This window comes from Shewanella psychrophila (assembly GCF_002005305.1).
In the GTDB taxonomy this organism is placed as follows: domain Bacteria; phylum Pseudomonadota; class Gammaproteobacteria; order Enterobacterales; family Shewanellaceae; genus Shewanella; species Shewanella psychrophila.
In genome coordinates this window covers 3,773,639-3,794,709 of record NZ_CP014782.1, presented here as the reverse complement: position 1 = coordinate 3,794,709, position 21,071 = coordinate 3,773,639, and the positions used below count along the sequence as shown (strand labels likewise).

Annotated in this window: 16 protein-coding genes; 11 read left to right on the top strand and 5 right to left on the bottom strand. The window is 46.0% G+C overall.

Translation table 11 applies throughout. The annotated features are described in order from the left end of the window. Position 1: 1 nt before the first annotated feature. Positions 2-712 carry a Crp/Fnr family transcriptional regulator gene (locus tag sps_RS16255; protein ID WP_077753480.1) on the bottom strand — a complete coding sequence of 237 codons (711 nt, stop codon included), beginning with the start codon at positions 710-712 and terminating at the stop codon, positions 2-4. Positions 713-877: 165 nt separating this feature from the next. On the opposite strand from sps_RS16255, the gene sps_RS16250 reads away from it, so the two are divergent. After that, the gene (locus tag sps_RS16250; protein WP_237157856.1) at positions 878-2,191 is read left to right on the top strand and encodes a hypothetical protein; all 1,314 of its coding nucleotides are present in this window, start codon (positions 878-880) and stop codon (positions 2,189-2,191) included. 106 nt (positions 2,192-2,297) lie between these two features. After that, positions 2,298-4,700 carry a TonB-dependent receptor gene (locus sps_RS16245; protein WP_077753478.1) on the top strand — a complete coding sequence of 801 codons (2,403 nt, stop codon included), beginning with the start codon at positions 2,298-2,300 and terminating at the stop codon, positions 4,698-4,700. 78 nt (positions 4,701-4,778) lie between these two features. On the opposite strand, the gene rarD is transcribed toward sps_RS16245, so the two are convergent. Both rarD and sps_RS16235 read right to left on the bottom strand, forming a co-directional pair. Beyond that, the gene (gene rarD / locus sps_RS16240) at positions 4,779-5,663 is read right to left on the bottom strand and encodes an EamA family transporter RarD (RefSeq protein WP_077753477.1); all 885 of its coding nucleotides are present in this window, start codon (positions 5,661-5,663) and stop codon (positions 4,779-4,781) included. Positions 5,664-5,878: 215 nt separating this feature from the next. Continuing rightward, a complete protein-coding gene (locus sps_RS16235) occupies positions 5,879-6,343 on the bottom strand; it encodes a thioesterase family protein (RefSeq protein ID WP_077753476.1) in 465 nt (154 codons plus the stop codon). Positions 6,344-6,513: 170 nt separating this feature from the next. Here sps_RS16235 and recQ point away from each other — a divergent pair, with 170 nt between their 5' ends. Next, positions 6,514-8,340 carry a DNA helicase RecQ gene (gene recQ / locus sps_RS16230; RefSeq protein ID WP_237157855.1) on the top strand — a complete coding sequence of 609 codons (1,827 nt, stop codon included), beginning with the start codon at positions 6,514-6,516 and terminating at the stop codon, positions 8,338-8,340. Positions 8,341-8,444: 104 nt separating this feature from the next. On the opposite strand, the gene sps_RS16225 is transcribed toward recQ, so the two are convergent. After that, positions 8,445-10,196, bottom strand: a complete 1,752-nt coding sequence (locus tag sps_RS16225) for a histidine kinase (RefSeq protein WP_077753474.1) — start codon at positions 10,194-10,196, stop codon at positions 8,445-8,447. 515 nt (positions 10,197-10,711) lie between these two features. On the opposite strand from sps_RS16225, the gene leuA reads away from it, so the two are divergent. From leuA to glpK, 7 genes are all read left to right on the top strand, one after another. Then, positions 10,712-12,283, top strand: coding sequence for a 2-isopropylmalate synthase (gene leuA / locus sps_RS16220; RefSeq protein ID WP_077753473.1), 1,572 nt, complete (start codon positions 10,712-10,714; stop codon positions 12,281-12,283). Positions 12,284-12,336: 53 nt separating this feature from the next. Further along, the gene (gene leuB / locus sps_RS16215) at positions 12,337-13,431 is read left to right on the top strand and encodes a 3-isopropylmalate dehydrogenase (RefSeq protein ID WP_077753472.1); all 1,095 of its coding nucleotides are present in this window, start codon (positions 12,337-12,339) and stop codon (positions 13,429-13,431) included. An 88-nt stretch (positions 13,432-13,519) separates the two neighbouring features. Next, a complete protein-coding gene (gene leuC / locus sps_RS16210) occupies positions 13,520-14,920 on the top strand; it encodes a 3-isopropylmalate dehydratase large subunit (RefSeq protein ID WP_077753471.1) in 1,401 nt (466 codons plus the stop codon). A gap of 11 nt (positions 14,921-14,931) precedes the next feature. Beyond that, the gene (gene leuD / locus sps_RS16205) at positions 14,932-15,537 is read left to right on the top strand and encodes a 3-isopropylmalate dehydratase small subunit (protein ID WP_077753470.1); all 606 of its coding nucleotides are present in this window, start codon (positions 14,932-14,934) and stop codon (positions 15,535-15,537) included. 515 nt (positions 15,538-16,052) lie between these two features. Further along, entirely contained in the window at positions 16,053-17,405 is a 1,353-nt protein-coding gene (locus tag sps_RS16200; RefSeq protein ID WP_077755726.1) for an outer membrane protein transport protein, read from the top strand. 301 nt (positions 17,406-17,706) lie between these two features. Continuing rightward, positions 17,707-18,216 (top strand): nuclear transport factor 2 family protein, encoded by a 510-nt coding sequence (locus sps_RS16195; RefSeq protein WP_077753469.1) that lies wholly within the window; start codon positions 17,707-17,709, stop codon positions 18,214-18,216. 55 nt (positions 18,217-18,271) lie between these two features. Then, complete coding sequence (gene glpK / locus sps_RS16190) at positions 18,272-19,765, top strand: glycerol kinase GlpK (protein WP_077753468.1); 1,494 nt, start codon at positions 18,272-18,274, stop codon at positions 19,763-19,765. A 33-nt stretch (positions 19,766-19,798) separates the two neighbouring features. Here glpK and sps_RS16185 read toward each other — a convergent pair whose 3' ends face one another. Continuing rightward, on the bottom strand, positions 19,799-20,101 hold the full coding sequence (locus sps_RS16185) for a hypothetical protein (RefSeq protein ID WP_077753467.1): 303 nt from the start codon (positions 20,099-20,101) through the stop codon (positions 19,799-19,801). A 490-nt stretch (positions 20,102-20,591) separates the two neighbouring features. Between sps_RS16185 and mraZ the strand changes: the two genes are divergently transcribed. Further along, positions 20,592-21,050: a division/cell wall cluster transcriptional repressor MraZ gene (gene mraZ / locus sps_RS16180; RefSeq protein ID WP_077753466.1), complete on the top strand. Its 459-nt coding sequence runs from the start codon at positions 20,592-20,594 to the stop codon at positions 21,048-21,050. The last annotated feature ends 21 nt before the right edge of the window (positions 21,051-21,071 follow it).

Genomic DNA, 21,071 nt, shown 5'->3' with positions numbered 1-21,071 from the left:
ACTAACGATTGAGATAGGCCGTGTTAATGAGGATTTTTCGATATCCTATGTTGATAAAGCCATCTTTCTCTAATCCCACAAGCAGTTTATTAGCCGTTTGACGTGACAGGTTCAAGAAAGAGGCTAAGTGCTCCTGGGTGACATCGACTTGTAACCAGCCGGGCTTGTTATCCATAGGCGTTGCACTGATCTGTGCCAAAATATGGATCAGCATACAGGCTCTGGCGCTGAGAGAGTGGAGTGAGACAAACTCGGTCCAGCTCATGAGTAACTTAAATTGACGGTTAATTTCTGCCATTATTTTGGGATATAAGTCGGGATTTTTGGTGCACAACTTTCGTATGGCTGTACCTGGAATGACTAGTATGTCTGAGTTGGATGTCGCTACCCAGTCATGGGACAGGGCTTGAATATCGAAACAGGAGATCCAGCCGACCCATCGATTAGGCCCTATGGGGGGAAACCTCACCTCTTTACCGTCTAAACTCGTGGCGACTATGTTTAAGCTGCCCTTAATCACAAACCTAATCTGATCTCCAACATCTTCCCGGTGAGCAATAACCGTTTCATTATCATAATGATAGGTCTTGATTTGACTCAAGATAAAATCGATATCTTCGCTATCACAGGCATTAAAGACCTCCGAGCAGTTCAGAAAAATTTTAAGCTGGTCATCGGTGACTTTTATCTGAGATTGTCTATTTGGCGACAATTGCCCCTCTCTATATCGACTAGGTTAATAAGCTACATACGTTTACGGAAAGGTAACACTTCTGTTTCATTTCCGCTGGGGAGAATGATGAATTACGCAATAACTAATATAATAAACACGCATCGCCTTAAATGGGTATCTGTTTTTTTTCTGGGTATCTGTAGCTTGCCGGTTCAGGCTTTGCCTCAAGTAAAGGCACAGGCCTTAGATTATGAGAAACCCACATCCGATGTGGGTGGCCCACGTACCTGTTTCTGGAATCGAGGCCCTTTTAGTGCCGATCCCTATATCAATGTGGCCTATCCCGATGCCAATGTCTTCTATTGGGCGGCGACCTTCACCATTCCTGAAGGCGCTAAGCTGCAGATCGACGGTGAGTTTGCTCATGCACGCTACCAGTCATTGATCAGCTATGACGAGGGAGGGCGACCAATGGATTCGGTGGCCGATTATCTGGTGGCTCCTAAATTGAATAATACGAACCCCTATCAGGCTGGCGCCGACCGTCAAGCCGAAAAACGCAGTTATCGTATCGCTGTACAGACAGGAATGCCGCCGGAGATAGAGCGAGGGGTGATGCAACGCAATGTGGTGCGTAAGAGCATCTATGCGCCTACCTATAAGAAAGATCAGCAGCTGTTGATCTATCGTATTTATCTGCCTGATGAAAAGACATCTATAACTGGCGGTGTCCCTCTACCCGAGCCGATATTAACTTTGAGTAATGGTAAGACCTTAAAAGGCCAGCAAGCCTGTGAAAGCTTGAATGTCGGTCAGCCTCTGCGCATCGATCCTACGGCACTCAATATTCCTGCAGAGCAATATGTTGCGCTCAGGGATCAGCCTGATAAACCTGCTACCTGGCCGGCCAGTAATCCGGCGAGTTGGTATATCCAATACGATAGAGAGTTTTTACTGTCCATGTATTCGGGTAAAAAAATTACCGCTGGCCGTCGTTCTGAGGGAGGCTTCTATCCGAATCTGGATAACAATTATATCCGTACCATAGTGAACCGTAAATTTGGCAAGGTATTGGTCATTCGCGCCAAGATGCCTAAGGTCACTAAGTCTTTCTATGGTGCTCGCCAGCAGCAAGATGCCGATCTGAGATATTGGTCCATCTGTTCTAATCAGAGTTTCGCCAATACACGGGTAACCGATTGTCTGTTCGATGAGGAGGTACCTCTGGATGCCAAGGGCTACTACACCATAGTGGTTTCACGTGAGGAAGACAGGCCTCGTAATGCTAAGCGTCAGTGTGGTATCGCCTGGTTAGAAATGGCGGCGGATGGAGATGGCTTGGGTGATGAAGATATGGCTGTGGTACAAATTCGTAACTTACTCGCCTCTCCAGATTTCCCCCATGCAGTACAGAAGATCCTTAAACCAGGTGATGAGCAGAGCGTGATGAAGGAATATTTTCCTAAGTCCCGTTACATGATGCCTTCTATGTTCGAGGCTGTTTTTCCCTGTATTTAATCGCTTAAGTCTGGCCCGCAGGGGAGTGCGGGCCAAGGTCCTAAACCAGATGGAATAAAGTCGTATTCATCTGCGTAATCCAACAAATAAAATAAGAGAGTGGACTATGCAATTAAACATAATAACTAAACTGCTTATCGGCAGTATGTTCTCGACGCCTATGCTGGCGTTAGCAGAGGATGAGACTCGCGAGAAAGAGCAAGAGAATACTCGTCAACTGGAGGTGATCACAGTCACGGCCCAAAAGCGTACCGAGAGTGTGAAAGATGTGCCTTTGTCGGTGGCGACCATCAATCGTGAAGCCTTGGAGAACATGAACATCAGCAACACAGAAGAGTTGTCGAGCCGGATCGGTAACTTCAGTGTCAGTCAATCGGGTCAAGGCTTTAATATCTATATGCGCGGCCTGGGGTCTGGGCCTAATCAGGGCTTCGAGCAGACAGTGGGCACCTATGTAGATGGCATCTATCGTGGTCGTGGGCATCTGATGCGCAGCACCTTTCTCGATCTGGAGATGGTGGAGGTGCTGCGTGGCCCTCAGGGAACTTTGTTCGGCATGAACACCACGGCTGGCGCGCTTAATCTTACTACAGCGTCACCAACGGATTACTTCAGTGGCTATCTCAATACCAGCTATGACATGACCTATGATGGTTTGACGTTCGAAGGCGCTGTCTCCGGCCCCTTAGCCGATAATTTGCAGGCACGTTTCGCTTTCAGGGCTGTGGACAGTGATGGCTACATGAAGAACATCGTCACAGATGAGTCAGAAGTTCAGCATGAGACGCTGCTGGGAAGATTGTCTTTGGCCTGGCAGCCTACAGATAAGCTGAGTATAGATCTCAAGCTGCAACAGGATAAGGACGAGTTCACTGGCGACAGTAATACCAAGGGGATATTAGAGCCGGCATTGGCCGCTGCCAATCCCGCTCTTGCTGCTAGCCTAGGGGATTATGGCGTCAGCTTAACGTCATCTAAGACCACGCCGGTAATCGGAGAGATAGAGGGGGGGGAGTTCACTGCCAGTCATCAGACCTTGAAGATCGAGTATGAACTGGGTGAGCACACTCTAAGCGCCATTAGCGGATGGCAGTCCTATGAGGTGGATACCTCAAATGATGGTGACCGAACTCCTAGGCCACTCCTGTTTCGCAGTGTCAGCGATGAGGAGTACAGCCAATTCAGTCAGGAGTTGAGGCTGATGTCGCCGGGAAATGAGCGCTTCAATTATATCTTAGGCGCCTACTATCAAGATTCAGATCTCACCTATGATGAGCACTTTCTAGCTTATGCACTGCAGTTTGATGGGGTGAGAAATTTTCGAACTCAGTCTGAAGTGATGAGTGCGTTCGGTAAGTTCGATTGGAACTTGGATGAACAGTGGAGTGTCAGCCTGGGACTTAGATATACCCATGAAGAGAAAGACGGTAGCCGGGATTTAATGCTTATGGACCTCCTATCCGGGGACCCCATCTCACAGGTGCCCTTGATATCGCCGCCAGCATTACAAGGAGCACTGGATAACTTCGGTTTAGCAGGGATATCCGGAACCGCCTATAGCCTGATGTTAGGCCCTGATTATCCCTATTTGGATCCCTTGTTGCTGGGCAGTAATACCCAAAATATTGCTAATCCCATCTACCGTACAGGTGAGGATCATAGTATTAGCGCTCAGCGCACTGAAGAGAGTTTTACTCCAGCGCTCTCGGTAAAATATCAAATTGATGATGCCATGTTCTATGCCAGCGTGGCCAAAGGAGCGAAATCAGGCGGATTCGATGCCAGAGCAAACCTACCGGAGAACTTTGAATTTGAAGATGAATCTGTGCTGTCCTATGAGTTGGGCAGTAAACTCACCTTAGACGATGGAGCCGCAGATCTTAATTTGGCGTTGTTTTATATGGAGTTCAGTGACTTACAGACGTCGACCTTCGATGGCAGCACAGGTTTCTATGTGGAAAATGGGGCTAAGGCAACATCTTATGGTCTAGAGCTGGATGGTCGTTGGGCGTTTGCCGACGATTGGTTATGGTCGGGAAGCTTAGGCTTACTCGATTTCAGTTGGGATGAGTTTACCGGTGCCAAGTGTTTTAGCAGCTTGAGCCAAACCTCGGATCTGGTGGAGGCTAATGGCAGTTCTTGTGATCTGTCAGGCCAGAAAAATGCTCTGTCGCCTAAAGTATCTGGTAGTACCTGGCTCGAATACCGCACCGAGTTGAGTAGTGATTATGATATTCGACTGATGGCGGAGACGGTATTTAAATCCAGTTACTTTACTAACGCAGATCTTAATCCCTATACCGAGCAGGAAGCATTTGCTAAATACAATGCGCAGATAGCCTTGATTAATACGGATTCTGATTGGCAATTGGGTTTGATACTGAAAAACCTAAGTGACGAGATCACCATTAATAGTTCCTATGATATGCCGTTTACCCCAGGAGGTTACGTGGTTTATACCGAGCCTGGACGCAGTGCGACTCTGCAATTTAGCTATAAATTTGAGTAGATCGTATCGGTTATAAAACCAACAAAGCCCCTATCTTTAAAATAAGAAGTAGGGGCTTTTTTATGGTGAGTTTGTCGATTACTTTTTCTTGCGTTTGTAGAACATGTCTATGGTGAATATGACCAAGGCTCCCCAGATAAACAGGAAGGTGACTCCTTTCTCCAGATCGAATGATTCGCCATAGAGGCTGATAGCTAAGATAAACATGATACTAGGGCCGAGATATTGGATGAAGCCTAGTACAGATAGCGGGATCCTCACCGCTGCAGCGGCGAAACAGAGTAAGGGGATGGTGGTCACTATGCCCGCCGCTAAGAGCAGTAGGTTGAGTGACACTTCGTTGGTCATCATGTTGGTTAATGAGCCGCCCACGTTGGCAAACAGGTAGATGAGCGCAATCGGAAACAAAATGGCTGTTTCGACTAACAGGCCTGTCTTGGCATCGACATTGACCTTCTTGCGTAACAGACCATAGAGGCCAAATGAGCAGGCAAGGCCCAAAGATACCAAGGGAATTGAGCCAAAAGAAATCAGCTGCACCATAACGCCGCTAGCGGCTAGGGCGACTGCAAACCATTGCAGTTTCCTCAGGCGTTCGCCCAGAAAGACCATGCCTAACATGACATTCACCAGTGGATTGATGAAATAACCTAAGCTGGCATCTAACATATGGTCATTATTGATGGCCCAGATAAACAGTAGCCAGTTAGCGGCGATCAAGATTGAGGTTAAGGCTAACACCAAGAGCTGTCTCGGCCGCTTCAGCACTTGTCTGAGGCGAGAGAAACCACCGAATGCCGTCATGAGTATAGTGACAAACACAAATGACCAGATCACCCGGTGGATTAAAATTTCGGTTGCAGAAACCTGTCCAAGCAACTTGAAATAGAGTGGCGCAAAACCCCAGAGAGTATAAGCACAAATAGCAAAGACTATGCCTTTGCGGTATTCAGAATCGAGCATGAATAGAACTACAAAATGAGAAAGTGCCTCATTGTATTCCTCAAGCCTTACAGCCTCAAGGTTAAAGCTGTGACTAACCGTTTCTTGCCTGTCTCATGAGAGTGACACTAGGAAAGTAAAGCTGACACTCGGAAATAAGCGAGGCATAAGCAAACACAGCTGTGGCAAGTAAAGCTTGTGATCGCCGTGTTCTGAAGTTGTTTCCTCTACTAGCCTTAGCCGACCATGTAAGTACCCGTGCCGAAGGCGATGTGATCGCCGCGCTCATTATGCAGCTCCATTCGGCAAACAGACACGCGATTTCCGGCGCGGATCACTGTGCCGGTACCGGTAAATATCTCGCCTCTGCCGGGTCTGAGGTAATCAATTCTGAGATCTATGGTACCTAAAGTTTGCAGGCGGCTCTGTAGTTCTTCTACGCTCCAGTCGTCTCGACTGGCGACTAAACCTGAGAAGGCGGTCAGTCCACCGACAACATCGAGTACAGTGGCAGTGACGCCGCCATGGAGGATCTGCTGGTGGATGTTGCCGATAAGATCTGGCTTCATATTGACGCTAACTTCGACGCCGTCGATATCATAACGCTTGATGTTCATACCCAAGAGGTTATGAAACGGCACTTGTTTATCGAACACTTCGGCCACTCTCTTAAGAATTTCGGCTTGCACTGGGTTGGTCATAAGCATCCTTTTATAGGGTAAGTATCTATTGTTGTTTATTATTAGAGCAATTAATCTATCGCTTATTTACCTTGGTATGCAAGATTATTCTCAAACATTGGCCGATCATGAGAGACAAGAGGCGTAAGCTTTATTAGAATGGTCGACCCTATTTCTCACCTCCGATGCCCATGGACCAAGTGACGCCGCAACCTCAATCAGATCCACTTTCTTCGAGCCTGCAGTCGGTATTCGGTTATCGCACCTTCAGAAAGGGCCAGCGGGAGGTGGTAGAACAGATCTGTGCCGGTGTCGATTGCCTGGTGATTATGCCGACTGGTGGTGGTAAGAGCCTGTGTTATCAATTGCCTGCATTGCAGATGCCTGGCTTGACCATAGTGGTTTCACCGTTGATCTCTCTGATGAAAGATCAGGTCGATAGTCTGCAACAGATGGGAGTTAATGCCGGATATCTAAATTCATCTCAGGCAGGGGCAGAGAGTGCCAGAATTCTTAGGGAGATGCACAGCGGAGAACTAAAGCTGCTCTATGTCTCTCCCGAGCGCTTGCTACAAGCCAGTTTTATAGACCGTCTACATGAACTGCATATTTCACTTTTCGCCATAGATGAGGCCCACTGTATCTCTCAATGGGGCCATGATTTTAGGCCCGAGTATGCGGCGTTAGGCAGGCTGAGACAATATTTTCCCCATGTGCCTATCATGGCACTGACGGCCACTGCAGATCAGGCTACCAGGCAGGATATCTGTCAGCGTCTGACCATTACTCCTTTCTCTTTGCTTACCAGTTTCGATCGTCCGAATATTCGCTATACAGTCGCCGAGAAACTCAATGCTGCTAATCAGTTGCGTCAGTTCGTGACAGCCCAAAATGGCACCAGTGGCATCATCTATTGTGGCAGTCGCAGACGGGTCGATGAGGTTGCGGAGCGTCTGAGGCTTCAGGGTCATAATGCCGACTCTTATCATGCAGGCAGGACTCAGGAGGAGAGAGCCGATGTTCAAGACCGCTTCCTGAAAGATCAACTCGATATCGTGGTGGCAACCGTGGCATTTGGCATGGGCATAAATAAGTCCAACGTTCGTTACGTGGTGCATTATGATATTCCCAAGAGCGTGGAGTCATATTATCAGGAAACGGGGCGCGCCGGACGTGATGGCTTAGATTCTGAGGCCTTAATGCTATTTGATCCTGCAGATATTGGCCGGGTGCGCCACTTGATTGAGCAATCTGAGCCAGGCCCACAACAGCAGGTAGAATTGCATAAGCTCAACACTATGGCTGCCTTTGCCGAGGCGCAGACTTGCCGTCGTCAGGTGTTGCTGCACTATTTTGATGAGAGTGCCGAAGAGCCCTGCGGTAACTGTGATATCTGCTTGGACCCGCCTAAACGATATAATGGAATTCAAGATGCGCAGAAGGTGCTCTCAAGCATCTATCGCTTGAAGCAAGGCTTCGGTATCAATCACATGATCGAGGTGCTACGAGGCTCTAAGGCCGCCAATGTCTTGGACCGCGGCCATGACAAATTATCAACTTGGGGAATAGGCAAAGATAAGAGTCATGAATATTGGCTGAGTATTATCAGGCAGATAATTCATTTAGGCTTTGCCAGTCAAGATATTACCCGGGGATCCTCGGTCAAGTTGAACCCTTCGGCGAGAGCTGTGCTGAAAGGTGAGGTGGAGTTATTACTCGCCGAGCCGAGAATCATACTGCAAACTACGACTAAGCGTCGTAGCGGCAGTACTCGTGCGCCATTGAATTACGATCGTAAGTTATTTGCCAGACTGAAGATGCTACGCAGACGCTTGGCTGAAGAGCTGGATGTGCCTCCTTATCTGGTATTCAACGATGCGACTCTGGCCGAGATGGCGGCTATGACGCCTACAAGCCCGGGGGAAATGCTGGCAGTTAACGGGGTCGGTGAACGTAAGTTAAGCCGTTTCGGTGGTGACTTCCTCGATGAGATAGCGAACTATCTAGCTGATAGTTAGGAAAGCATGAGCTAAGCTGTTTCGATGGTGAGTTATCTTCATAAGATTGTTAACTTGCTAGCTGATAGCTAGGAGAGATTAACTGCAGAGAGGTCGAGCACGAGTTAAACTGTTTCGGTGGTCACATGTGTTTGCTTTTTGCTCTTCAAAGTTAATTGTTTAACCTTAGCCCGCTTTATTAACGTCTTTAGACTGTCCTGCTGTTGTAATTTTGAGTAGCCAATATTAGCTCGATTTCCTTGCTGTAGTGGCTGCATCACTTCTCTTATCTGTTCGATGATCTTTAAGGTGCCTTTCTCCTGTGTATGGGGTAGCAAGATCATCACCTCCTCGTCGATAGTCGTGGTGATTATATCCTGTTCTCTGAGTAGGTTTTCCAGTCTTGTTTGTAGTAGAGGCTTATCGCCATGAAATATATGTCTGGAATCGATAAGGATAAGACTCAAGGGGAAGCCGACAAGTTTACTGTGACTGATCAGTTTGTCTATTCTATGTTCGGGTGAGCTAGTGGTTTTGGGAGCTTGAGCGAATTTAGTTGATTTACGTTTCTGTCTTATAGTCATAAGAGCCGCGAGAATGAAGAGAGTAAGTAACACATATTCACTCTTAAACTGAGTTTGACTGGCTTGTATGGGCCTGTGTTTATCCATGACCGAACTTGCCACTTGTTGTCGACTCAATCGAGTGTTTAATTGCTGTAAACGCGTATCCTTGATGAAGTTATAGGCATTTTCTGCAGCACCGAATTTGAGAACCTGATAATGATAAGCCTGTTCGAAATTTCCGAGATGAAGGTAATAGTTACTCAATACCTGATAACAAAGTACTAATTCATGATATTTAGAGGTTTGTAGACCCGTTGCTATGGCTTGGTTCATTAGGGGCATGGCTTGCACTTGATTGCCGCTTGTCAGTAGTACTTCGGCAAGTAGGCGTTGGGTACGTAATTTTTCTATGGTGCTTTTTTGTTTAATAAAGGTACTTAAACTGATCTCTAATAGCTGAATAGCTTGAGTGTAATTTTCTCTTCTATATTCCAGCTGAGCAATGTCCTTGTAACTCACGGCAAGCTCGAAAGCCGTTTCGAGTTCTGGTAATAATTTTTTTGCTTCTCTAATGAGTTGATCACTGGATATGGCACGGTTAAGTTGAGCCATTTTTGCCACTTGTATACTGGCTGTGAGTCTGACCTTACCTATGGGGTCATCTCTGGCGATCGCCTTTTCTAATAATTGGTAGGCTGGTTTAAACTCACTGTTTTTGGCTAGCAGTTGGCTTATGGCGAGTGTGATACTGATTTTTGGGGGGAGTACCCAATTTACTGCCTGAAATTGGGTGTCAGAATAGATATCGCTGGCTAAACCAAGATCTTCGAATGCGCTACTGTAGCTGTCAATCTGAGTATCTATTACGCCTCTAAGTCTCAACCCATTTACTAAAGACTGAGGTTGTTCAAGCTCTCTGGATAGCATTATCGAGCTATCTAGTATGGGTAATGCCTGTCGATAATCACCATAGTTACTGAATGCGGCAGCCATGCAGTTAAGAAAGTAGGGGCGTGCTTGATCTAGTTTGAGGATCTTCGCCTTGGCTTCGCTCATGCGGGCAATATTGATGGCCGCCTCGTTTTCACCTAATTGCAGAAAGGCTTCACATCTAAGTAGCGAGAGCCTCAATTTATCAGCCTCGGTAAGCTTGATGGGAGAGGTAATGCTTTCTAGGGTATTTATCTTATTGAGGGCTTGAGTTGGATATTGATAAAGGAGTCTGTCGATCGTATCGAGTTTATCTTGTGTGTTTGCCCAAGTTGGCGCTAGCCAGAACGTGAGGCAAAGCACTACGATACGAAAGATCATTAGGTTAAGCTCCGTTTACTTATTCGAAATCCATGTGGCGGTTATTATAACGAATTTGATGCATTAAAAAACAGCAGAGTATGATTTAGAACTATTTGTTTCAAATTCGGTTTTTTATCGAGATATCTTAGCTAAATGGCTGCAGATTATAGGATTAATTAAAAGATAGTCAGAGCTCAAAGACGTTTGCTCTGGTCTAATCAGGCTAAAATGAAAAGAATGGGGTTGACACTGGGGCCGCCACACGTTAAAAATTAAGCGTTCTTTACGAGACTAACGTCAAAACCGAGTATTAAATTGCTGCATAATTAATTATGCACACTGAATAAATAAGACTGATGAATATAAAACGTGCATTACTCAACCTCCTCATTCTCATTCTCGCAGATCCTGCGCGGAGGATGTAGTGTTGCACACTCGATAGAGACACAGCATTCACAAACCCCGCGCTAACAAACGCGGGGTTTTTTGTTTTTAAGCGCAAATAATAATTAGGTCTTCCACGGAGAAACCAGATGTCTAACCGAGTGATTATTTTTGATACGACCCTACGTGATGGTGAACAAGCCTTGGCGGCAAGCTTAACGGTTAAGGAAAAGCTACAGATAGCGCTATCTTTGGAACGACTGGGTGTTGACGTGATGGAAGTAGGTTTTCCTGTTTCGTCTCCGGGAGATTTTAAGTCTGTTCAGACCATAGCCCGTACGATAAAAAATAGCCGAGTGTGTGCTTTATCCCGCGCCTTGGAAAAAGATATCGATGCAGCGGCGCAATCGCTTTCGGTTGCCGAGCAGTTCCGTATCCACACTTTCATCTCTACTTCGACCATACATGTTGAAAGTAAGCTGAAACGCTCTTTCGATCAGGTATTAGAGATGGCGGTTGGCGCAGTTAAATATGCTCGTCGATTTACTGACGATGTTGAGTTTTCCTGTGAAGATGCGGGTCGTACGCCAATTGATAACTTGTGTCGCATGGTCGAAGAGGCGATTAAAGCGGGTGCCAGGACAATTAATATTCCTGATACCGTGGGTTATACCGTTCCGAGTGAATTCGGTTCCATCATAGAAACCCTGTTTAACCGGGTTCCTAATATAGATCAGGCGGTGATCTCGGTTCACTGTCATGATGACTTAGGTTTATCTGTTGCCAACTCTATCACTGCGGTGCAACACGGTGCGCGCCAGATTGAGTGTACGGTCAATGGCATCGGCGAGCGAGCGGGTAACTGTTCACTGGAAGAGATCGCCATGATCTTGTCGACCCGTAAATCGTCTTTGGGTTTTGAGACAGGAATCAATGCTAAAGAGATCCACCGTACCTCTAGCTTAGTTAGCCAGCTGTGTAACATGCCGGTACAGGCTAATAAGGCGATCGTTGGTGCAAATGCATTTACTCATTCATCGGGTATTCACCAAGATGGCATGCTTAAATCACAGAATACCTATGAAATCATGACGCCAGAGAGCATAGGCTTACCACGTAATAATCTGAATATGACTTCGCGCTCTGGACGTCACGTGATCAAGCATCGCATGTCTGAGATGGGTTATGGAGAGAGCGATTACGATATGGATACCTTGTATACCTCCTTCCTAGAGCTGGCAGACAAGAAGGGGCAGGTATTTGATTATGATCTTGAAGCCTTAGTATTCATTGAGGCTCAGGCCGATGAGGAAGCGCATTATAAATTGCAGCAGCTGGTGGTTCATTCTGATTCTACCCAAGGCAATGCAACTGCGACGGTTAAAGTTGAAATTGATGGTAAGACTGTCACTGAAGCTGCCACGGGTAATGGCCCGGTGGATGCCGCCTATAATGCCATCGCCCGTGCCAGCCAGTGTGAAGTGAATATTACTAGCTATAAGCTAAGTGCCAAAGGTGAGGGGCAAGATGCTCTGGGACAGGTCGATATCGAGGCTAATTACCAGCAGCAGAGCTTCCATGGAGTCGGATTGGCGACCGATGTCGTCGAAGCCTCGGTTCAGGCGCTGATACACGTGATGAACCTGACTTGGCGTGCAGACAAGGTTGCCGATTGCAAAGAGAAGATTCAGCAAAAACGTAGCGAGTTAGGCGGCGTATAAGAAAGTTATTAATTATTCGAATAGTAAAATTAAAGAGTTGGAGTGTGTGTCGTATGAGTTATCAAGTAGCTGTATTAGCCGGAGATGGAATTGGACCCGAAGTGATGGCCGAGGCACGTAAGGTGTTGGCGGCGATCGAGAAACGTTTCGATCTATCAATTGAATATAGTGAATATGATGTTGGTGGTGCCGCCATCGATAATCATGGTTGCCCTCTGCCTGAGTCGACTCTGAAAGGTTGTGAGGCGGCCGATGCCGTATTGTTTGGCTCTGTCGGCGGTCCAAAGTGGGAGCACTTGCCACCAAACGATCAACCGGAGCGTGGTGCGCTATTGCCTCTTCGTGGGCATTTTGAGCTTTTTTGCAATATGCGTCCGGCTAAATTACATATGGGCCTCGAGCATATGTCTCCACTACGAAGCGATATCTCAGAGAAAGGTTTTGATATTCTCTGTGTGCGTGAATTAACAGGTGGTATCTATTTCGGTAAGCCCAAGGGTCGTCAGGGCGAAGGTGAGAATGAAGAAGCATTCGATACCATGAGATATAGCCGTAAGGAGATCAGGCGTATAGCTAAGATCGCCTTCGAATCAGCCCAAGGTCGCCGCAAGAAGGTGACTTCAGTCGATAAAGCTAATGTTCTGGCTTGTAGTGTACTTTGGCGTGAAGTGGTCGAAGAAGTTGCTAAAGATTACCCGGATGTAGAACTCGAACATATCTATATCGATAACGCCACCATGCAGCTGCTACGTCGTCCAAATGAATTCGATGTCATGCTCTGTTCTAACCTGTTTGGCGATATTGTTTCGGATGAGATTGCCATGTTGACTGGCTCTATGGGTCTGCTGTCATCAATTAGCATGAACAGCGAAGGCTTCGGTATGTATGAGCCTGCTGGTGGTAGTGCGCCGGATATCGCCGGTCAGGGAATCGCTAACCCAGTGGCACAGATTCTTTCAGCTGCTTTACTTCTGCGACATAGCCTAAAACTCGAAGATGCCGCACTGGCAATAGAAGCCGCGGTGGGTAAAGCGCTTAGCGATGGCTACTTAACCGGTGAATTACTGCCTGCAAGCGAGCGTAGTAATGCTAAGTCTACAAGCCAGATGGGTGATTATATCGCCCAAGCTGTTACAGAGGGGGTTTAAGAAGATGGCTAAGACTTTGTATGAACATGACATGAGGGATGGTCTTGCTGTCTCGGTTATTGCATTAATTGCAGGGGAGGTGTAGATCATGGCTAAGACGTTATACGAGAAGGTATGGGATGCTCATATCGTCGTTGAGAACGAAGGCGAAGCGCCGCTTATTTATGTAGACAGACATCTGGTTCATGAGGTGACATCACCTCAGGCATTCAGTGGTTTGAAGGCCGCGGGACGCAAAATGCGTGCGCCAGAGAAGACCTTCGCCACTATGGATCACAACACGTCGACTAAGAGTGCAAGCCTGGATGCTTTGAGTCCTATGGCTCGAATCCAGGTAGAAACTCTACAGGATAACTGCAAAGAGTTTGGTGTACGCCTCTATGATATACATCATAAGAACCAAGGTATTGTACATGTGATGGGGCCAGAGTTAGGTATCACCTTACCCGGCGCCGTCATAGTCTGTGGTGACTCTCATACTGCAACGCACGGTGCATTTGGCGCACTTGCGTTCGGCATAGGTACATCAGAAGTTGAGCACGTGATGGCGACGCAAACTTTACGCCAGTTAAAAGCTAAAACCATGAAGATAGAGGTTCGTGGTCATGTGGCTCCCGGGATTACAGCCAAAGATATCGTGCTTGCCATTATAGGCAAGATTGGTATGGATGGCGGCACAGGTTTCGTTGTCGAGTTCTGTGGTGAGGCTATAGAAGCCTTAACCATGGAGGGTCGTATGACAGTGTGTAATATGGCTATTGAGATGGGTGCTAAGGCGGGTATGATTGCGCCGGATGCAACCACAGCCGAATACATGAAAGGCCGGGAGTTTGCGCCTAAGGGCGAAGCTTGGGATCAAGCTGTAGCAGATTGGGCTGAACTAAAAACCGATGAAGAAGCGATTTTTGACGCGACAGTTGAATTAGAAGCTGGTGATATTGCGCCTCAGCTCACGTGGGGAACAAATCCGGGTCAGGTGGTTGCCATCGACGGTGTCGTGCCAAATCCTGCCAATGAGCAAAACTCTACGGTTAGGCATAGTATCGAAAAAGCGCTCGAGTATGTGGCGCTTGCTGCAGGGACTCGTATGACAGATGTGAGCATCAATAAGGCCTTTATCGGTTCATGTACTAACTCCCGTATCGAAGATTTACGCTCAGCGGCTGAACAGGCAAAAGGGCGGAAGGTTTCCGAAGGTGTTATTGCGATTGTGGTACCAGGCTCTGGCCTAGTGAAGGAGCAGGCTGAAGCCGAAGGCTTGGATAAGATTTTTATCGAAGCGGGATTCGAGTGGCGTCTACCTGGCTGCTCTATGTGCTTAGCGATGAACGATGATCGTTTAGAGGCTGGCGATCGCTGCGCTTCAACCAGTAATCGTAATTTCGAAGGACGTCAGGGACGAGGCAGTAGAACCCATCTAGTGAGTCCGGCTATGGCCGCTGCAGCGGCTATTGCTGGACATTTCGTCGATATTCGCAAACCTTATTAGGAGCACCAGTCATGAATCCATTTACCTCACACACTGGGCTTTCGGTTATGATCGATAGTGCTAACGTCGATACCGATCAGATCATCCCGAAGCAGTTCTTATCTAAGATCACTCGAGATGGCTTTGGAGTACACCTATTCCATGATTGGCGTTATCTCGATGAGGCTGGTGATCAGCCAAATCCTGAATTTAGCCTCAATTACCCGAGATATAAGGGCGCTTCGATTCTTATCTCTAAGGAAAATTTCGGTTGTGGTTCTAGTCGCGAACATGCACCTTGGGCGTTAGCCGATTTTGGTTTACGCGCCATTATCGCGCCAAGCTTTGCCGATATCTTCTACGGCAACTCTATCAACAACGGCTTACTTCCGGTTCGTTTGACTGACATTGAAGTACAACAGTTGATGGATGAAGTCGAGGCACAAGAAGGCGCAGAAATCACAGTCGATCTCGAAGCCCTAACTGTGACTTCGCCATCAGGTGCTAAGTTTAGCTTTGAGATCGCAGCTTCTGCCAGACATAATTTGCTGAATGGCTTGGATGCCATTGGTTTGACTTTAGGTTATGTCAATCAGATTGCGGCTTATGAAGCAAAACTTCCAAGCTGGAAGGCGTAATACACTTTTTAAGCGTACATTTGTACTAATGTGTTAAAAATTCAGAGTCGGATGAACAAGCGTTTATCCGGCTTTTGTTTATAAGTCATAACACGTTTTCTTTATGTTGTTGAAAAGTATGCTGTTTTGTTTTTTCCGTGAACTAAATCAAGATTTTGTTATTTTTACTAGTGATTTTAACTGCTTGCTTCACTCTATTTAAGCTAACGTGTGTAAGTCATTTTTAATTATATTAGCTATTGATTTTTATTGTTATTTTTTATTTTTACCCTCGCGTCTTCCTTATCCAGTGTTAACACCAACTCGTCACGATTGACTTACAGACTGTTTTAAATAGCCATTTCATCTGAATAAATATTGTGTGAAAACAATTTTCTAGTTAATTACTCTGAATTATCTCTCTTGCTTGCAAAGATATTCTGCGTTAGTACACTCCAGATCCTAAAGTTGAGCTATTACTCTAATTCTGGTCTCGATTAAGAAAGATAATAATTATAGGAATAAGAACTAAGATGATGAACAAGCGCATAATATCTCTAGCCGTGACAGCAGTGCTCCTGGGAAGTGTATCTCATGTACAGGCGGCTGGATTTCAGTTAGCTGAATACTCGGCCACTGGTCAGGGTCGTGCTTTTGCCGGTGAAGCGGCTATGGCCGATAATACATCCACTCAAGCACGTAATCCTGCTATGTTGACCTACTTGGAAGGGACGAGTTTCTCAGCTGGTGGTATATATGTAATGCCAAATGTGGATGTGACTGGTGATGTCTCCATCGCTTCTCCGTTATTTGGTTCACAGTCGATGACTATGAATGCCGATGCCATAGATGTTGCTGATAATGCAGTGGTGCCTAATTTTTATTTTTCTAGTCAGATTAACGATAGTTGGACCTGGGGAGTGGCGGTTAACTCTAATTATGGTCTGACAACTGAGTTACCGGCCGATCACGCGGCGGCCATCTTCGGCAGCGAGACTTCGGTCACTACTGTTGAATTTAATCCTAATATTGCATATAAGATCAATCAAGAATTCAGCGTCGGTGCTGGTCTGAGAGTCGTTTATGGCGAGGGGAATATCGGCGCATCGGCTCCTGGTTGGATAGATGGCTTAAAAGCTCACCCAGCACTACCAGATGAGGTTGCAGCGGCATTACCCGCTGGTGGAACGAGTCTAAAGAGCATGGAAGGTGATGATATTGGCTATGGTTGGAAGTTAGGTGCCAGTTGGCAGATAAATCCAGCACATCGTCTGGGTTTCGCTTATCACAGTGGTGTTGAACTGGAACTTGAGGGTTCGGCTTCAGGTCTACTCTATACCGGTGGGCAAGATGTCAATATTAAAGGAAACTTGCCTCTGGAGTTACCGGCATTTGCTGAGCTGGCTTCATATCATCAACTCAGTGATAACTGGGCTATGCATGCTAGTGTTAACTGGACGCAATGGAGTGTCTTCGATGAGTTGGTTGCTTATTTCCCTGGTGACGTGAAGCCTGTTGGTGGACTCGAGTCTGATCTGGTTAAAGAAGAGAACTTTAAGGATAACTGGCGCTTCGCACTGGGCTCTACATATCAATTAAATAATGAATGGCTCTTACGTACGGGTATAGCCTACGATAATACCGCAGTGGATGATGAATATCGCACCATGACAATTCCGGATTCTGATCGTTTGTGGCTCAGTGCAGGTGCTGGTTATCAGGTTTCTGAAAATCTGACTGTGGATTTTGCCCTGACTTATATTAAAGCTTACGGTGATGCACCGATTAACGAGTCGATGAATTTGATGGATCTGGCTCAGGTGAGTTTCGACGGTGAAGCTGTTGGTGATGTTTGGTTAGTGGGCATGCAATTAAGCTATAAGCTCTAAATGTTCAGTTTGTATAACTTGGTAAATGCCTCACTCATGTGAGGCATTTCTGTTTTTGTCACAGGTTTTAGACAGTTTAAATAATACCAATTGGTATAAGTGAAATGCGCTTAATAAAATCTAACTTTATCCTCTGTTGCCTACATATATTCATCATGGCGGGATTTACGTATTGAAGAGGTTCGAGGAATTGTCTATATTTTGTTAGTAAAATGAACTTCATAAGATTATATTCATCTAATACGATGAACTTAATCAGTGATCTATTTTAGATCGGCAACTACCAAACAAGAGGTGTGATATGAAGCCCTATCTACTTGCGGCGACCCTGTCTTTACTTCCCTTTACCGCAATGGCCAATCAGACTGCTAGCGAGATTGTCGAAGGGTTCATCGCTGCCTATAACACCCATGATGTCAAACAGATGGTGCAATACACGACTGATGATGTTCGCTGGATGCATGTTACTGGGACCAAGGTTGAAGTCGAAACCTCAAGTCAGGAAGAGTTTGCGGCCGCTATGGCGGATTACTTTGAGACATTGAAAGATGCTAATGCCACAATTCTTAAGATGATTGATTCGGGTCATTATGTCAGTACTGTCGAAAGGGTGACTTGGGACAATGATGGTGAGCAGCTTAGCCAGTGCAGCATCGGGAATTTCCATATTAAAAATGGCAAGTTAGCCGAGTTTTGGTATCTGCCTGCTCATGACTGTGATGACACGGAAGTTGAAGCTAATGTTGAAGAGGCTACGCCTGCTAAAAATGTGGAACCTGAAATAGGAGTGCTACAGGAGACTCAGCAATAACTAAGATGGTTATTGCTGGTGATTGAGAAATAGTAGCCAAGAATAGGAAAAAGTTGTGACCAAGAAATATGTGATTGCGTTAGATCAGGGGACCACAAGCTCAAGAGCTATCGTATTTGATCGTGATGCCAATATTGTTGCCATGTCTCAGCGCGAATTTACTCAAGTGTACCCTCAAGCGGGCTGGGTCGAGCATGATCCTATGGAAATATGGGCATCCCAAAGTTCCACCTTGATCGAGGTGCTCGCCAGAGCCGATATTCACAGTGATGAAGTGGCTGCCATTGGCATAACCAATCAACGTGAAACTACGGTAATATGGGATAAAAACACAGGCAAGCCGGTTTATAACGCCATTGTCTGGCAATGCCGCCGTAGCAGTAGTATCTGTGATGAGCTCAAGTCACAAGGCCTAGAAGATTATGTACGTGAATCTACCGGGCTTCTCTTAGATCCCTATTTTTCGGGCACTAAGATAATGTGGATATTAGATAATGTGCCTGGCGTGAGAGCTCGAGCGGAAAAAGGTGATCTCCTGTTCGGCACTATCGATACCTGGTTGGTATGGAAGTTGACTGAGGGCAAGGTTCATGTAACTGATCCTACTAATGCTAGCCGTACCTTACTATTCAATATTCATACCCAGGAATGGGATCAAAAGTTACTCAAAGCACTCAATATACCTGGTTCCTTATTACCCGAAGTTAAGCCCTCTACTTGTATTTATGGTAAGACAAGGATTGCAGGGGAAGGCGGGAAGATAGACATTGCTGGTATTGCTGGTGATCAGCAGTCCGCCTTATTTGGCCAGCTCTGTATCGATGAGGGCATGGCCAAAAATACCTATGGTACAGGTTGCTTTTTGCTGATGAATACAGGCAAACAGGCTGTGCAGTCTAAACATGGTTTGCTAACGACTATAGCTATAGGTGCCAAAGGAGAAGTTAATTATGCCTTGGAGGGAGCCGTGTTTATGGGCGGAGCGACGATTCAATGGCTCAGAGATGAGCTTGGGTTGATTCGCGATGCTCAAGATACCGAATACTTCGCTTCCAAAGTAGAAGATACCAATGGTGTTTATTTAGTTCCGGCCTTTGTTGGTTTAGGCGCGCCTTATTGGGAGCCTAATGCTCGTGGTGCCTTGGTCGGTTTAACACGAGGCTCCAATCGAAATCATATTATCAGAGCCGCACTGGAGGCTATTGCATATCAGAGTCGCGATCTTCTTCAGGCGATGACCAGAGACAGTGGAGTCATGTTAAAACAGCTTAAGGTAGATGGTGGCGCAGTTGCTAATGACTTTTTAATGCAGTTTCAGGCAGACATCACCAACGTAGAAGTGCAGCGCCCCATGGTCACCGAAACGACGGCAATGGGAGCCGCCTTTCTGGCAGGCTTAGCAGTGGGTTTTTGGCAGTCTACAGCTGAGTTGAAACATAAAGCTAGCTTAGATAAATCCTTTAGCCCTAGAATTTCAGCAGAGGCAAGAGAGAGTCTTTATCTCGGCTGGAAAGAGGCTGTTTCTCAAGTTACCTCAAATAAGGCCTAGCTGAAATGATGTGTTATTAGCTTTTGGGGCTGATTAAATATCGATATCAATTCTGGGGAGTGGTGAGTTAACCGCCTCTTCCTCGGCTAGGTTTGTGTCGTCTCCTGTTTCAGTTTCTGGAGCACTACGGCGATCGCTACGAAATACACCTTCGCGTCTATCTTCCGGCGATTGCCTTCTATCAAGACCAAGTGGCTGGTGCGACTGTGGAGTTTCATGATCATCGGCAGCAATACTCGCGCTAGTATCAGCTTCCTCGACAATTAAGCGTTTGCGTTTAATGCTTGGCTGAACGGGGCGTGCCAGCATGGCATAAAGGCTATCTAAACCAACCATAATATCTCCTGTTAAGTGCTCCTACTTAGTTATATCGGCAGTTTATGCTCGATATTTAGTCATGCTTAAGTGTTAATAGTTGCTCTTATAAGATTGAACAATGATTAATCTTTGTTTATCTGAGCTTCTTAACTCATGAGCATTTTGGCGAGAATGTGATGTAATTAGAAATCAGAAAATCGAATTGGAACTTTCTATTGCCAAGTAGAGTTGAATATTTCTGGGATTTTCTTCCACTTTTCATCTCTTGTATTCGACTTTTGACACCTCTTCTGTCTGTTTTTCCTACTCTTTAGAGATTTAGATCCACTTTTCCCCATCTAGTTTCGTTAACTCAATCATTTTTGAAACATGCTGCTAACCCGCTTGAGTACTGGATTTTTAAATAGATGGTGCTCTTGACAAGTCTTGTGTTCTGTCTCTAGAATTAACAGTTGTGGGAATTTGTGGATATAAGTGGATCATTTACTGACAGCAAGGACAAGCTAACGTGTTTCGTGGTGCGAGTGCTATAAACCTTGATACAAAAGGCCGGATCGCTATTCCTAAGCGCTACCGCGAGCCATTACGTGCCGATTATGATGGTCTGTTAGTGATCACTGTTGATTTTCAATCACCTTGTCTTTTGCTATATCCGTTAGATGAATGGAGCAAGATCGAAGCAAAGTTACTCCTGCTTTCCGATACCCAAGCTTCTGAACGAGCGATGAAAAGATTGCTATTAGGCTATGCACACGAGTGTGAGCTAGATGGTAACGGTAGGTTATTACTTCCTATGCCGTTACGTCAATATGCGAATTTAGATAAACACGCAATGTTAGTAGGGCAGTTAAACAAATTTGAGCTCTGGGATGAGGCTGCATGGCAGCAACAGATAGAGCAAAGCCGAGAGACGATTCGTAGCGAAGAGTTCGCCAACAATGAACGTCTTGCTGATTTTTCACTGTGAACAGTGACGTAAAAATAGATA